Origin of the sequence: Planococcus shenhongbingii (genome assembly GCF_030413635.1) — a bacterium.
GTDB lineage: Bacteria > Bacillota > Bacilli > Bacillales_A > Planococcaceae > Planococcus > Planococcus shenhongbingii.
The window spans coordinates 106,076-120,585 of sequence record NZ_CP129235.1 but is presented as its reverse complement, the minus strand read 5'-3'; the positions used below and the strand labels follow the sequence as shown (position 1 = coordinate 120,585).

Sequence of the window (14,510 nt, the reverse complement as noted above, 5' to 3'; positions counted from 1 at the left end):
ACGGCTTGTCCTCGTTTAAGACCAAGTGATTGGAAGCCGGACGGTAGGCTTGGACCGTCCGCTTCCAAATTTTATCAATCAACTGTTCCAACAGGTGCTTCTGTATCTGCAATTGGCAAGATATTTAATGAATCAGCAGGCTGAAGGTCTTCTTCTTCGTCCAAATCACGCAATTCAATTTCTTCATCGTCAATTGTCAGCATCTTAACATCCATACCTAAACTTTGAAGTTCTTTGATTAAAACTTTGAACGACTCCGGAACGCTTGGTTCTGGAACACTCTCACCTTTAACAATTGCTTCATAAGTTTTGACACGTCCAACTACATCATCCGATTTCACCGTTAAGATTTCCTGAAGGGTATGAGCTGCACCATATGCTTCAAGCGCCCAAACTTCCATCTCTCCAAAACGCTGTCCACCAAATTGCGCTTTACCACCAAGTGGCTGCTGCGTAACTAGTGAATAAGGACCCGTAGAACGAGCATGCAATTTATCATCGACCATGTGCGCAAGTTTGATCATGTACATGATTCCTACAGACACACGGTTATCAAATGCTTCCCCTGAACGACCATCATAAAGAATAGTTTTTCCGTCGCGAGGCATGCCAGCTTCTTCCATTGTTTCCCACACATCTTCTTCATTGGCACCGTCAAATACTGAAGATGCCATATGAATTCCAAGTGAACGGGAAGCCATACCTAAGTGAAGCTCAAGTACTTGTCCAATGTTCATCCGTGATGGTACACCAAGCGGGTTAAGCATTACGTCAACAGGAGTTCCATCCGGCATAAACGGCATATCTTCTTCTGGAAGGATGCGGGATATTACACCTTTGTTTCCGTGACGTCCAGCCATTTTATCTCCGACTTGGATTTTGCGTTTTTGAACGATATAAGCACGCACCAATTGGTTTACACCAGGTGGCAACTCATCACCATCTTCACGGTTGAAAATTTTCACATCAAGCACGATTCCGCCAGCGCCATGAGGCACTCTTAATGACGTATCGCGGACTTCACGCGCTTTTTCACCGAAAATCGCATGCAAAAGACGTTCTTCAGCTGTAAGTTCAGTAACCCCTTTAGGCGTAACTTTTCCTACCAAAATATCTCCATCTTTTACTTCTGCGCCGACACGGATGATTCCACGGTCGTCGAGGTTGCGAAGAGCATCTTCTCCGACATTCGGAATGTCGCGTGTGATTTCTTCCGGTCCGAGCTTTGTATCACGTGAGTCTGATTCATATTCTTCGATATGGACGGATGTGTAAACATCGTCTTTTACCAGACGTTCACTCATGATGATTGCATCTTCATAGTTGAAGCCGTCCCATGTCATGAATGCCACTAATACGTTGCGTCCAAGCGCCATTTCCCCACGCTCCATTGAAGGACCATCCGCTAAGATATCACGAGCTGATACGCGGTCTCCCACTTTAACAATTGGACGTTGGTTATAGCTTGTTCCTTGGTTTGAGCGAACGAACTTCTGCAATTTGTAAGATGTAACATCGCCTTTTACTTCTCGGCCATCTACTTCTTCAATGTGGCGAACTTTAATCTCTCTTGCTTCTACAGACTCAACAATACCATCATGTTTAGCGATTACTGCTGCCCCTGAATCTCGTGCCGCCAAATGTTCCATTCCTGTCCCAACGAAAGGTGCTTCAGGATTTAACAATGGAACTGCTTGACGCTGCATGTTTGCTCCCATCAACGCTCGGTTGGAGTCATCGTTTTCAAGGAACGGAATACAAGCTGTCGCTACTGAAACTACTTGTTTCGGAGAAACATCCATGTAGTCAATACGTTCGCGTTTAATTAAAGTGTTTTCTCCGCGGAAACGTGCCACTATCTCTTCTTCTACGAAAGAACCGTCATCAGTTAATCGAGAGTTAGCTTGAGCTACTACATAATTATCTTCTTCGTCGGCTGTCAGATAGTCGATTTGAGGTGTCACAATTCCCGTTTCCGGATCAACACGGCGATAAGGCGTTTCAATAAATCCGAATTTATTCACTTTCGCAAAAGTGGAGAGCGTATTAATCAATCCGATGTTCGGACCCTCAGGCGTTTCAATCGGACACATACGGCCATAATGCGAGTAGTGAACGTCACGCACTTCAAAACCAGCACGTTCACGCGTCAGACCCCCAGGCCCTAAAGCTGATAGACGGCGTTTATGCGTCAATTCACCGAGAGGGTTTGTTTGATCCATAAACTGGGAAAGCTGAGAACTACCAAAGAACTCTTTAATTGATGCAATAACTGGACGGATATTGATCAATTGCTGAGGTACGATAGCTTGCGTATCATTAATTGACATACGCTCACGAACCACGCGTTCCATACGGGACAAACCGATACGGAATTGATTTTGCAGCAACTCCCCTACTGAACGTAAACGACGGTTACCCAAGTGGTCGATATCATCTGTGTTTCCCACTCCGTAAAGCAGGTTAAAGAAGTAACTAATAGACGAAATGATATCAGCAGGCGTTACGTGTTTGATTTTGTCTTCCACGTAAGCATTGCTAATTACATTGATTTCTTTTTGATTTTCATCGTTCGGAGCGTAAATTTTAACTGACTGCAATGTAACGTCATCTTCAAGAACGCCACCTGTTTGAGAAACGGTGTGGAAATTCACTCCACTTTCCAAATATGGAATCAAACGATCCAATACCCGACGATCAATAACCGTTCCTGCTTCAACCAAAATTTCACCAGTTTCTGGATCAACTAATGTTTCAGCGATTGTTTGATTAAAGAGACGATTTTTAATGTGGAGTTTTTTGTTCATTTTATAGCGGCCCACATTTGCTAAATCATAGCGTTTCGGGTCGAAGAACCGTGAGTACAAGAGACTCTTAGCACTTTCAACTGTCGGTGGTTCACCGGGGCGCAAGCGCTCATAAATTTCAAGCAACGCTTTTTCTGTGCTCTCTGTATTATCTTTTTCAAGCGTGTTTTGCAGGTATTCGTTATCTCCAAGCAAATCAATGATTTCCTGGTCGGATCCGAAGCCAAGCGCTCTTAAAAGAACAGTTACTGGCAATTTACGTGTGCGGTCGATTCGGACATACACCACATCTTTTGCATCTGTTTCATATTCAAGCCAAGCACCACGGTTTGGAATAACCGTAGCTCCAAAGCCTTTTTTACCATTTTTGTCGGTTTTGTCGTGGAAGTAAACACTTGGCGAACGTACTAATTGAGAAACGATAACGCGTTCAGCGCCATTGATCACAAAAGTTCCGGTTTCAGTCATTAATGGGAAGTCACCCATAAAGACATCCTGTTCCTTCACTTCGTCTGTTTCTTTGTTGTGAAGACGCACTTTTACACGAAGCGGAGCTGCGTAAGTAACATCCCGTTCTTTCGATTCAGAGACTGGATACTTTGGTTCTGCGAGACTGTAATCAACAAACTCAAGCGATAGATTTCCAGTGAAATCTTCAATCGGCGAGATATCTCGGAACATTTCGCGCAATCCTTCTTCGAGGAACCACTCATAAGACGCTGATTGGATTTCAATCAGGTTTGGAAGATCGAGCACTTCTTTAATTCTCGAAAAACTTCTACGTTGACGATGTTGCCCGTACTGAACTAGTTGACCTACCAACTTATTCACCCCTCAATAAAACGATTATAGGTCTTTGCGATTTCCACCAAATGGTGTATGATATCGAAAAGACAAAAAGAAAACGAGTCTAAATTTAGCCCATTTTCGGTTTACCCGTGATTGTTTCTGCCGCCATGCCATGCCCAAAAAAGGGCAAACGACCTCAAAATAATAAATTTTGCATTTAATTATAATAACATAGTCGTTTTGTCAAGTCAAACTTTTCTCGCTTCAAAAATAAAGTAACCTTTCTTTTTGTCAACTGTGCGACAATTCCCAAAAAGTTCTTCTAATTTTTGCTGAGTCGAAGGAGCCCCTTGCTTTTTTTGAATAACTACCCACAACGAACCGTTATCCTCTAATTTTCCATAAGCCTCTTCATAAAACCGGAATATCGTTTCTTTCCCCGCGCGAATTGGCGGGTTGGTCAATATTGCGGAAAAACCTTCTGTTTTAACCGAAGCCAGTCCATCACTTTCATAAACGAGAACATTTGAAATGCCATTCTTTTCGGCATTTTTTTTTGTCAATTCAATTGCCCGAGTATTTACATCTACCATATGAATTTCTTTTTGAGGAAATGATTTTGCGATCGCCATTCCGATCGGTCCATACCCACATCCCACATCTAAAATCGGTCCAGCAAGCTGTGAGTCTTCAAATGTTTCAATCAATAATCGCGAACCGAAATCGACTTCACCTTTACTGAATACCCCTGCATCTGTTCGAAAGTGGAATTTCTCGCCTCGCAATGTGTACGTCCATTCTTGAGGTTTACTTGCTGTCTGAGGATTTTTGGAATAATAATGCTGCGACACCTGAAAGCCCTCCTTACATTTATCAACTTACCCCGGATTTGCTTGGCATTATCAAATTTAGAAAGAAGAAAAAGCCCGCCGATATATACGGACGAGCTTTCTTTCTTATTCACAAATTGATGAAATTACTTAACTTCTACAGAAGCGCCAACTTCTTCAAGTTTGCCTTTGATTTCTTCAGCTTCTTCTTTAGTAGCGCCTTCTTTTACTGCTTTAGGAGCTTCGTCAACTAGTGCTTTAGCTTCTTTCAAGCCTAGGCCAGTAACTTCGCGTACTGCTTTGATAACTTTGATTTTTTGATCTCCAGCAGAAGCTAGGATTACGTCGAATTCAGTTTGTTCTTCTTCAACAGCACCGCCAGCAGCAGCTGCAGCAACTGGAGCTGCAGCAGTAACGCCGAACTCGTCTTCAATTGCTTTTACTAGGTCGTTAAGTTGAAGAACTGTCATTTCTTTGATTGCGTCTAAGATTTGTTCTTGTGTCATTATAATTTCCTCCTAGGAAAGGTATTTTTTTGGTCGTGCTTTATCCGGCTAACTTATTAAGCGCCTTGTTCTTCTTTGCTGTCTGCAACTGCTTTTGTAATAGCAGCGAAGTTGCGGACTGGAGCTTGTAGTACGCTGAGTAGCATAGATAGTAGACCTTCGCGTGATGGAAGTTCTGCCAATGCTTTTACATCTTCAGCAGATGCTACAGTTCCTTCGATAACACCCGCTTTAATTTCAAGGGCTTCGTTCTTTTTAGCGAAATCGTTGATGATTCGCGCTGGCGCTACTACATCTTCGTTTGAAAATGCAATCGCGTTTGGTCCTGTAAAGTGTTCGTTGATTGCTTCAAGTCCGTGCATTTCTGTTGCACGGCGAGTCATTGAGTTTTTGTAAACTTTGAACTCAACGCCTGCTTCACGAAGCTGTTTACGAAGTTCTGTCAATTGAGCAACATTCAAACCACGGTAATCAACAACTACAACAGAAGCTGCAGCGTTAAATTTATCAGCGATCGTTTGCACAACTACTTTTTTCGTTTCAACTGCTTTAGTCATGTGGGCACCTCCTATAGATATTTTCATTCATACCGTCCGTCCATAAGAAAAGCCTCTGGTCTTTTAACAGACACAGAGGCATAAAGTCAGCATCAAAAAGATGTTCACTGATTTCATCATGTCCTCGGCAGGGATAAATTAAGCGGCTGGCGCCCCTGCTGTCTGCGGTACAAATATACATTTCACAACTTCGCTATTATAGTGAAGCTAGAACGATTTGTCAACCTTTTATTTACCTACAGTGTTAGCATCTACTTTTACAGCAGGTCCCATTGTAGTTGTTACGTTAAGTGATTTGATATAAGTTCCTTTAGCAGCAGATGGCTTAGCTTTAAGAACTACATCGTAAATCGCTTCTAAGTTTTCGGCAAGTTTGCTGTCATCGAATGAAACTTTTCCGATTGGAGCATGGATAATACCTGTTTTGTCTGCACGGTATTCCACTTTACCTGCTTTGATTTCTTGAACAGCTTTTGTCACATCAAATGTAACCGTGCCTGTTTTAGGGTTTGGCATTAAGCCTTTTGGTCCTAAAACGCGTCCAAGTTTACCAACTTCACCCATCATGTCAGGTGTTGCTACGATCACGTCGAAGTCAAACCATCCTTGTTGGATTTTTTGGATAAATTCAGCATCGCCAACGTAATCTGCGCCAGCTGCTTCAGCTTCTTTAATTTTATCGCCTTTTGCGAAAACCAATACGCTTTGAGTTTTACCAGTTCCGTTTGGAAGCACTACTGCTCCGCGGATTTGCTGGTCGTTCTTACGAGTATCGATTCCTAGACGGAAAGCTACTTCTACTGTTGCGTCAAAGTTAACTGTGCTAGCTTTTTTCGCAAGTTCGATTGCTTCTTTTGCTTCATATAATTTTGAACGGTCAATTAGTTTTGCTGCTTCTTGCAGCTTTTTGCCTGTTTTAGCCATTTTAAAACGTCCTCCTTGTTGTGGTCTAACGGAATGAACCTCCCACGATTAAAGGCTGCGTGGTTCATGTGAACTCACGCAACCCATCCAAAAACAACTGCTGTATTAGTCTTCGATTGTAATGCCCATGCTGCGAGCAGTACCTTCAACCATCAACATTGCAGCTTCTACTGAAGCAGCATTTAGATCTGGCATTTTAGTTTCTGCGATTTCGCGAACTTTATCGCGTTTTACAGTCGCTACTTTATTGCGGTTCGGTTCGCCTGAACCTGATTCAATACCGGCTGCCACTTTAAGTAGAACAGCTGCGGGTGGAGTTTTCGTAATGAAAGTAAATGAACGGTCTTCAAATACCGAAATCTCAACTGGAATGATCAGTCCTGCTTGATCTGCCGTACGCGCGTTGAACTCTTTACAGAAGCCCATGATGTTAACACCTGCTTGACCCAATGCTGGACCAACTGGTGGCGCTGGATTAGCTTTTGCTGCAGGGATCTGCAATTTTACAACTTTAATCACTTTTTTAGCCACGAAACACACCTCCTTAAGTCCGTGATGTGGTAATAGGGTTTCCCCTCCCACTCAATATCTCTGTCAACTATGTTGATAGAATTAGTTATCTTGCACAAATTGTCCTATGACAGTCTGACCTATGAAATAATACCACTTCCACGCTGGAATAGCAAGTGGCTTTTATACTTTTTGTACTTGCTCGAAATCCAGTTCCATTTTTGTTTCGCGCCCAAAGATATCAATCGATACTTTGACTTTGCCTTTGGTCTCGTCGATTTCTTCCACTTTTCCTTGGAAGTTCGCGAATGGCCCTTCCATCACTTCCACTGTATCACTAACCGCAAAGTTGATTTCCACCTTGCGTGAAGTCATACCCATCTGTTTCAAAATGAATTCGACTTCTTCATCCAGTAGAGGCGTCGGTTTCGCGCCACCGCCTGATGACCCGATAAAGCCGGTTACACCCGGAGTGTTTCTGACCACATACCAAGACTCATCTGTCATAATTAATTCAACTAAAACATAGCCTGGGAAAGTTTTGCGCATGACTGTGCGTTTTTTGCCATCTTTAAAATCTGTTTCCTGCTCTTCTGGAATGATGACGCGGAAGATAAGATCTTCCATACCCATTGTTTCAACACGCTTTTCCAAGTTCGCTTTAACTTTGTTTTCGTAACCGGAATACGTATGGACCACATACCAATTTTTCTCCATAATCGTGCGGACTGTACGTCCATCCCTCCTTTTTTTACAAATGAAAAAACCCGTTCTCAAAAACTGACGGGCTATTTTTTACGCGATATTCTTATTGACCGCATTAAAGCGCTAAGAACCATCGGAATAATTCCGAAATAACTGTATCAATCAATGCGAAGAAAAGAGCCATGAAGATTACAGTTGAAAGAACAACGATCGTATAACGAGTCAATTCTTTCCTTTTAGGCCAGCTTACTTTTCTCATTTCCGAAACGACGTTCTTAAAGAAACTGCCAATGTTGCCCATTGTTTAAAAAACCTCCGAAATTCAAAATTACTCTATATCGTTCGGCTTTCACTTAAAATTCATAACGTTTGTTTATGCACGGTATGCCCATTGCAATGAGCACAGAATTTTTTAAGTTCCAAACGTGTGCCAGATTCCTTTTTAGCCGGAATCGTATAATTGCGGGATGCACATTTCGAGCAGCTTAAAACGATTTTTTTAGCCATTTTTCTCACCCTATTCGAGTTTCCAGCTTTTTCAAGGGTATCACCTTAAAAGTCAACTGTCAACTGCACTCTAAGACATACGCGTCTCATCAAATTGCAGGTGCCGTTCCAACTTTCGCTTCACCCGCTGCAAGGCATTGTCGATTGATTTCACATGGCGTTCCAGCTTCATGGAAATTTCCTGATAAGACTGACCATCCAAATAAAGGGCCAATACTTCCCGCTCAAGGTCGCTCAGAACTTCTCCCATTTTAGCTTCCATATACAAAAATTCTTCATTATTGATCATCATCTCTTCTGGATCATCAGCACCATTGCCAGTCAGTACATCCATTAAAGTCCGATCCGATTCTTCATCGTAAATCGGCTTATCAAGAGACACATAGGAATTTAGCGGAATGTGTTTTTGCCTGGTGGCAGTTTTAATAGCTGTAATGATTTGGCGAATGATGCATAGTTCAGCAAATGCCCGGAAAGAAGATAATTTTTCACTTCTAAAATCCCGGATGGCTTTATATAAGCCAATCATTCCTTCTTGGATAATATCTTCTTTATCAGCACCAATCAAAAAATAGGAACGGGCTTTCATACGGACAAAATGCCGAAACTTCGTAATTAAAAAATCCAAGGCTTCAGTATTTCCGCTGTGGACTAAACTAACAAGTTCTTCATCTGTCATTTCTGTGAATCGCTGGGCTTGAACTTGCTCATGATTTACCACGGCTATCCCTCCGGTTGCGCGAGCCTCGATACCAACAGTATACAGGAAGGAAAAATTGAGCGTCAACCTATCATTTCTGTCCTCGACGCCATTTTTCGAAAATTTCAGCTATTTCGTCCGAAAGTGAAATCTTGGAAAATGCACGCTCCTCCTGGATTTCTTTCACTTTTTTTGAAATATTCTGTTGAATTTCATCCATTTCAATTTTTAATTCTCTGGCGGAAATTCGTAACGCTCCTTTTCCGAAAATTACTCTTTGTTCTGTCATGTCAGATGTAGCTACATGAATCTGATCCCGCCGGTTGCTCAGGCTAGTTGCCAATTTTTCAATTCGTTCATCTGCCGTTTCGCTTTCTTTGGTATAAATCACTTCAATGTCATGCCGCATATTTTTCGCTTCGATTCCGGGAACCAAATGGGCATCAAATACAATAATGACACGCCAGCCCTTGTAGCTTTGATATTCGGCCATTTGTTCAATCAGCCGGTCCCTGGCATCTGCAAGCTTCTCTTTTTTCAGTTCTTTTAGTTCCGACCAGTCTCCAATGATGTTATATCCATCAACCAGTAGAATGTCCATGGCATCAACCGAGGGGATTGCGCTTCCGATAGACTTCATACATCAGAAGACTTGCTGCAACGGATGCATTTAATGATGTCACATGGCCAATCATCGGCAACTGGTAAAGAAAATCGCATTTATCACGTAGAATTCGGCTCATGCCTTTTCCTTCACTGCCAATAATAATAGCGAGTGGCAAGCCGGCATCCATATTCCGGTAATCCATTGATTCCTTAGCGTCTGTTCCGGCAATCCACACTCCGCGTTTTTTCAACTCATCAACAGTTTGCGACAAATTATTAACCCGGACGACTGGCACATGTTCAATTGCTCCAGTTGAAGACTTTGCCACAACGGCTGTCAGGCCAACCGCCCGCCGCCTTGGGATAATCAAGCCATGAACCCCAATGGCATCTGCTGTTCTCATAATGGAACCCAGGTTATGCGGATCTTCCAATTCGTCCAGTATTAAAAAGAACGGATCTTCCGAGCGCGCTGCTGCAGCGTTGAACAAATCATTCAATTCCGCATAGTTATAAGCCGCCACCGCAGCTGCGATGCCCTGGTGATTTGAATCCGTCAAGCCGTCAATTTTCTTTTTTGGTACAAATTGGACTAAAACACCTTTTTCTTTTGCCAACTGCAATAATTCTGTTATTCCTTTTTTCTGGACACCTTCAGCTACCCAGATTTTATTAACATCCCGGTCGGCGCGCAATGCTTCCAGTACGGGGTTTTTGCCGCCAATAATTTCCGGTGTTAAATCCTCGCTCATTTGATCACTCCTCTCAGCTCTTCTACGATATTGATGGCATACGTAATAATTTCATCCACTCGCTCTTGCTGCTCTTTTAAATACAGCCAGCCAAGAACCGCTTCAAATGCGGTACTGAAATTATACGTTTGGACATCGGTATTTTTTGGCACCGAACCCGACTTCGCGTTACGGCCTCTTCTCATAACAGCCAGTTCCGCTTCCGTCAAAAATTCCTCTTCCGTCAACCGCTTCAGTACCATCGCCTGCGCTTTAGCAGAAACGAATGCCGTCGACTGGCGATGAAGAATGTTCGGTTTGACGCGGCCTGAGCGCAAGAGATGCTCACGCACAGCCTGTTCATAAACCGCATCTCCCATATATGCGAGAGCCAACGCGTTCAATTGGTCAACGTCGCTGTTTCGTAAAACGTACACGCCGTTACCCCCTTTTCCAACGCGTGCCTTGCGCTGTATCTTCTAAAAGAATATTCTTTTCCTTAAATAAGTCGCGGATTTCATCCGCTCTTGCGAAATCACGGTTCTTGCGCGCTTCAATTCGTTCGGCCATCAGCGCTTCCACTTCCGCATCCAGCAATTCCTCTTCCCGCTTGAACGGCAAACCTAATACGCCAGCCAGTTCATCAAACATCGAAATGAACGCTTCCAGCACTTCCGTTGCTGTCTGCTTTTCCAATAGATAGGTATTAGACAATCGCGACAAATCGAATATCTTTGAAATGCCGGCTGCTGTATTAAAGTCATCGTCCATCGTTTCAATAAAAGCTTCTTTGATTTCGTTGATTTTTGACAGCCAAATATCCGAATGGTCACCTAAATCAGCAGACGTTTCCAGACGATGCTTCAAATTCGCATAAGCCGTGCGCAAACGTTCAAGGCCTGCAATCGCGTCTTCCACTAAGTTCTGTGAATAATTGATCGGATGGCGATAATGCACTGACAGCATAAACATGCGAAGAACTTGCGGATCCAGCTCTTTCAGAATGTCATTGACCAATACGAAATTATTCAACGACTTAGACATTTTCTCATTGTCGATATTGATATAACCGTTATGCATCCAGTAGCGGGCAAACGTCTTTCCAGTCAGCGCTTCGGATTGCGCAATTTCATTTTCATGATGCGGGAATGTTAAATCTTGTCCGCCTGCATGAATGTCAATCGTATCACCCAAATGCTCTCGTGCCATGACGGAACATTCAATATGCCAACCCGGACGACCTGCTCCCCACGGGCTTTCCCATGAAATCTCACCCGGTTTTGCCGATTTCCACAAAGCGAAATCCAATGCATCTTCTTTCTTGTCGCCAGTTTCAATACGCGCACCAACTTTTAGTTCATCAACCGATTGATGCGACAATTTTCCATAGCCTTCGAATTTACGGGTCCGGTAATAGACATCTCCTTGCGATTCATAGGCATAGCCTTTTTCAATCAGCACTTCGATAAACTCGATGATTTGCGGAATATGGTCCATCACACGTGGATGAATATCCGCTTCTGCACAGCCAAGCGCTTTCGTATCTTCAAAATAAGCTTTGATAAAACGTTCGGCGATTTGCGGAACTTCTTCGCCCAGTTCATTTGCCGCACGAATCAATTTGTCATCCACATCTGTAAAATTCGAAACGTAAGTCACATCATATCCGCGGTACATCAAATAACGGCGTACCGTGTCATAAACAATTACCGGTCGTGCATTGCCGATATGGATATAGTTATAGACCGTAGGCCCACATACATACATTTTTACTTTTCCCTCTTCTAACGGGATAAACTCCTCTTTTTGGCGCGTTAACGAATTAAAAACTTGAATCGTCATTTCGGGCATCCTTCTTTCTTCTGAGCATTTTTCAATTGTTCAATTTCATGCTGCAGCGCAGCGATTTTCAATTCCATCGACTCGCATTTATCCATGACCGGGTCCGGCATATTTTGGTGATTCAAATCCGGCTTCACTTTAATCCCGTCCTGGATGACCACTTTCCCTGGAACACCGACGACTGTTGCATTTGCGGGAACATTTTTCAAGACCACTGAACCGGCTCCCACTTTCGAATTGGCCCCAATAACAATGGATCCAAGAACTTTCGCTCCTGTTGCCACCAGCACATTATCTTCCAAGGTCGGATGGCGCTTCCCGCGTTCTTTGCCTGTCCCACCGAGCGTCACTCCTTGATACAGCGTTACGTTGTCACCGATGATACATGTCTCGCCAATGACAACCCCCATGCCGTGATCAATAAAAAAACGTCGGCCAATGACTGCGCCCGGATGAATTTCAATTCCGGTGAAAAAGCGGCTAATTTGCGAAATGACCCGTGCAATAAAGAATAATTTTTTCTTGAAAAAGAAATGCGCCAGCCGGTGTCCCCAAATGGCATGCAGACCAGAATACGTCAGGATAACTTCTAAATAGCTCCGGGCCGCAGGATCTTGTTCGAAGATGACATCGACATCATCTTTTAGTAATTTCCACACAATTTCCGACTCCTTTCTTGGGCAAAATAAAAAGCGCCCCTGTCAACTTAATGACAGAGACGCATCGTTGCGCGGTTCCACTCTGATTAGAAAGGCACAAAAGCCTTTCTCTCTTGACACCTTTAACGCAGGCAATACGTCTGGTCTACTTGATTCGACTCAGCACTCGGAGAGGCATTTCGATGCAGCAGCGGCCCGGATCACTTTCAGCCGGTGATGATCCTCTCTTTAGAGCTTGCTGCATGTACTTCTTCTCGTCAACGATTTCCTAATAGTAAGTCCATTTTACACTTTTGGACCGATAAGTCAATTTATCTCACTTTACTCTGCAAGAACACTCGGCTTACGCTTTTACGAATTGAGAAACGCGGGCAATCGTTTTCTCTTTCCCCAGCAAAGCAATCGAATCCGGCAATTCAGGGCCGTGTGTCTGGCCTGTCGTTACAACCCGAATCGGCATGAACAAATTCTTTCCTTTATGCCCCGTTGCTTTTTGTACCGCTTTGATAGCCGCTTTGATTTCTGCCGGTTCAAAAGCTTCCAGCGCCTCAAGCTGCTCCTTGAATGAAGCCATCACTTCCGGCACTTGCTCTCCTGCAAGCACTTCTTTTTCCGCTTCGCCGTAAGACAGTTCATCGGCGAAGAATAAATCAGACAGTTCCACAATTTCAGCACCAAAGCTCATTTGGTCGTGGTACAACGCAATCAGTTTTTCTGCCCATACGGACTGTTCTTCTGATAAAGTTTCAGGCAGTTTGCCCGCTTTCTGCAGATGAGGCAGTGACAATTTCACTACTTCTTCAAGCGGCAATTGCTTAATGTATTGGTTATTCATCCACATTAATTTCTGCTTATCAAACATGGATGGTGATTTTGACAAACGTTTCACGTCAAAAATACGAATCAGCTCTTCTTTTGAAAAAATTTCTTCTTCGCCTTCCGGAGACCAACCTAAGAGTGCAAAGAAATTAAACAAAGCTTCTGGAATATAACCCAGGTCTTTGTATTGAGAGATGAACTGCAAAATTGATTCATCACGTTTTGACAGTTTCTTGCGATCTTCATTAATGATTAATGTCATGTGGCCAAAAGTAGGATACTCCCAACCGAAAGCATCAAACACCATCAATTGTTTCGGAGTATTCGACAAATGCTCTTCGCCTCGGAAAACATGAGAAATCTTCATCAAATGATCGTCCACTACAACCGCAAAGTTATATGTGGGAATGCCGTTTGTTTTAACTAGCACCCAGTCACCAACGTCTTTCGATTCGAATGAAACCGTGCCGCGCACCAAATCTTCAAACTCATACGTTACGTCAGTTGGCACTTTCATACGGAGCGTATACGGCAAACCAGCCGCTTCTTTTTCTGCAACTTCTTCAGCCGTCAGATTACGGCAAGTGCCAGCGTATTGCGGAGCGGCAATACCAGCCGCTTTTTGTTCTTCACGTTCTGCTTCCAGTTTTTCCGGTGTACAGAAGCATTTATAAGCCGTCCCGTTTTCAAGCATTTCCTCTGCATAGCCTTTATAAAGATCCAAACGTTCCATTTGGCGATAAGGGCCATACTCGCCGCCGATATCCACTGATTCATCATAATCAATGCCCAGCCATTTTAGATTATCCAGCTGCGACAGCTCACCTGCTTCAATGTTCCGGGCAATGTCAGTATCCTCGATGCGGACGATGAATTTGCCGTTATGATGGCGGGCAAACAAATAATTGAAAAGCGCAGTGCGGGCACCGCCGATATGTAAATGGCCAGTTGGGCTCGGTGCATAGCGTACTCGTACTTCTTGTGTCATCTTTTTTCCTCCTAAGTGAATAACAGTATC

Annotated in this window: 16 protein-coding genes and 2 other annotated features; all 16 genes read right to left on the bottom strand. The window is 43.4% G+C overall.

The genetic code is table 11. From position 1 onward, the window contains the following. Positions 1-74 precede the first annotated feature (74 nt). The 16 genes from rpoB to gltX all read right to left on the bottom strand — a co-directional run bounded on the left by rpoB (position 75) and on the right by gltX (position 14,480). Positions 75-3,629 (bottom strand): DNA-directed RNA polymerase subunit beta, encoded by a 3,555-nt coding sequence (gene rpoB / locus QWY16_RS00590; protein ID WP_300990942.1) that lies wholly within the window; start codon positions 3,627-3,629, stop codon positions 75-77. A gap of 215 nt (positions 3,630-3,844) precedes the next feature. Further along, positions 3,845-4,447 carry a class I SAM-dependent methyltransferase gene (locus tag QWY16_RS00585; protein WP_300990941.1) on the bottom strand — a complete coding sequence of 201 codons (603 nt, stop codon included), beginning with the start codon at positions 4,445-4,447 and terminating at the stop codon, positions 3,845-3,847. Between the two features lie 125 nt (positions 4,448-4,572). Then, positions 4,573-4,932, bottom strand: coding sequence for a 50S ribosomal protein L7/L12 (gene rplL, locus QWY16_RS00580; RefSeq protein ID WP_300990940.1), 360 nt, complete (start codon positions 4,930-4,932; stop codon positions 4,573-4,575). Between the two features lie 56 nt (positions 4,933-4,988). Further along, complete coding sequence (gene rplJ / locus QWY16_RS00575) at positions 4,989-5,489, bottom strand: 50S ribosomal protein L10 (RefSeq protein WP_300990939.1); 501 nt, start codon at positions 5,487-5,489, stop codon at positions 4,989-4,991. Between the two features lie 36 nt (positions 5,490-5,525). Continuing rightward, positions 5,526-5,675, bottom strand: a sequence feature (ribosomal protein L10 leader region). Between the two features lie 42 nt (positions 5,676-5,717). Then, positions 5,718-6,413: a 50S ribosomal protein L1 gene (rplA, locus tag QWY16_RS00570; RefSeq protein ID WP_300990938.1), complete on the bottom strand. Its 696-nt coding sequence runs from the start codon at positions 6,411-6,413 to the stop codon at positions 5,718-5,720. 105 nt (positions 6,414-6,518) lie between these two features. After that, on the bottom strand, positions 6,519-6,944 hold the full coding sequence (rplK, locus tag QWY16_RS00565; protein WP_033542812.1) for a 50S ribosomal protein L11: 426 nt from the start codon (positions 6,942-6,944) through the stop codon (positions 6,519-6,521). A gap of 162 nt (positions 6,945-7,106) precedes the next feature. Then, a complete protein-coding gene (nusG, locus tag QWY16_RS00560; RefSeq protein ID WP_300990937.1) occupies positions 7,107-7,640 on the bottom strand; it encodes a transcription termination/antitermination protein NusG in 534 nt (177 codons plus the stop codon). Between the two features lie 103 nt (positions 7,641-7,743). Beyond that, entirely contained in the window at positions 7,744-7,929 is a 186-nt protein-coding gene (gene secE, locus QWY16_RS00555) for a preprotein translocase subunit SecE (RefSeq protein WP_300990936.1), read from the bottom strand. Between the two features lie 59 nt (positions 7,930-7,988). After that, positions 7,989-8,135, bottom strand: coding sequence for a 50S ribosomal protein L33 (gene rpmG, locus QWY16_RS00550; protein ID WP_300990935.1), 147 nt, complete (start codon positions 8,133-8,135; stop codon positions 7,989-7,991). A gap of 70 nt (positions 8,136-8,205) precedes the next feature. Further along, the gene (gene sigH, locus QWY16_RS00545; protein WP_300990934.1) at positions 8,206-8,856 is read right to left on the bottom strand and encodes an RNA polymerase sporulation sigma factor SigH; all 651 of its coding nucleotides are present in this window, start codon (positions 8,854-8,856) and stop codon (positions 8,206-8,208) included. A 70-nt stretch (positions 8,857-8,926) separates the two neighbouring features. Beyond that, positions 8,927-9,436, bottom strand: coding sequence for an NYN domain-containing protein (locus QWY16_RS00540; protein WP_300993210.1), 510 nt, complete (start codon positions 9,434-9,436; stop codon positions 8,927-8,929). Positions 9,437-9,440: 4 nt separating this feature from the next. Continuing rightward, positions 9,441-10,193, bottom strand: a complete 753-nt coding sequence (rlmB, locus tag QWY16_RS00535; protein ID WP_300990933.1) for a 23S rRNA (guanosine(2251)-2'-O)-methyltransferase RlmB — start codon at positions 10,191-10,193, stop codon at positions 9,441-9,443. Next, positions 10,190-10,609: a Mini-ribonuclease 3 gene (locus QWY16_RS00530; protein ID WP_300990932.1), complete on the bottom strand. Its 420-nt coding sequence runs from the start codon at positions 10,607-10,609 to the stop codon at positions 10,190-10,192. The genes rlmB and QWY16_RS00530 overlap by 4 nt, the downstream gene beginning before the upstream one ends. 4 nt (positions 10,610-10,613) lie before the next feature. Continuing rightward, positions 10,614-12,014: a cysteine--tRNA ligase gene (gene cysS, locus QWY16_RS00525; protein WP_300990931.1), complete on the bottom strand. Its 1,401-nt coding sequence runs from the start codon at positions 12,012-12,014 to the stop codon at positions 10,614-10,616. Beyond that, complete coding sequence (gene cysE / locus QWY16_RS00520; RefSeq protein ID WP_300990930.1) at positions 12,011-12,673, bottom strand: serine O-acetyltransferase; 663 nt, start codon at positions 12,671-12,673, stop codon at positions 12,011-12,013. Before cysE ends, cysS begins: the two co-directional genes overlap by 4 nt. 52 nt (positions 12,674-12,725) lie before the next feature. Continuing rightward, positions 12,726-12,943, bottom strand: a binding site (T-box leader). A 73-nt stretch (positions 12,944-13,016) separates the two neighbouring features. Next, complete coding sequence (gene gltX / locus QWY16_RS00515; RefSeq protein WP_300990929.1) at positions 13,017-14,480, bottom strand: glutamate--tRNA ligase; 1,464 nt, start codon at positions 14,478-14,480, stop codon at positions 13,017-13,019. Between the last annotated feature and the right edge of the window lie 30 nt (positions 14,481-14,510).

Excerpts from the sequence above, each read along its gene's own strand:
- rplL (WP_300990940.1), bottom strand. The coding sequence starts at position 4,932 with ATGACACAAGAACAAATCTTAGACGCAATCAAAGAAATGACAGTTCTT.
- rplJ (WP_300990939.1), bottom strand. The coding sequence starts at position 5,489 with ATGACTAAAGCAGTTGAAACGAAAAAAGTAGTTGTGCAAACGATCGCT.
- rplA (WP_300990938.1), bottom strand. The coding sequence starts at position 6,413 with ATGGCTAAAACAGGCAAAAAGCTGCAAGAAGCAGCAAAACTAATTGAC.
- nusG (WP_300990937.1), bottom strand. The coding sequence starts at position 7,640 with ATGGAGAAAAATTGGTATGTGGTCCATACGTATTCCGGTTACGAAAAC.
- secE (WP_300990936.1), bottom strand. The coding sequence starts at position 7,929 with ATGGGCAACATTGGCAGTTTCTTTAAGAACGTCGTTTCGGAAATGAGA.
- rpmG (WP_300990935.1), bottom strand. The coding sequence starts at position 8,135 with ATGGCTAAAAAAATCGTTTTAAGCTGCTCGAAATGTGCATCCCGCAAT.
- QWY16_RS00540 (WP_300993210.1), bottom strand. The coding sequence starts at position 9,436 with ATGGACATTCTACTGGTTGATGGATATAACATCATTGGAGACTGGTCG.
- rlmB (WP_300990933.1), bottom strand. The coding sequence starts at position 10,193 with ATGAGCGAGGATTTAACACCGGAAATTATTGGCGGCAAAAACCCCGTA.
- cysS (WP_300990931.1), bottom strand. The coding sequence starts at position 12,014 with ATGACGATTCAAGTTTTTAATTCGTTAACGCGCCAAAAAGAGGAGTTT.
- gltX (WP_300990929.1), bottom strand. The coding sequence starts at position 14,480 with ATGACACAAGAAGTACGAGTACGCTATGCACCGAGCCCAACTGGCCAT.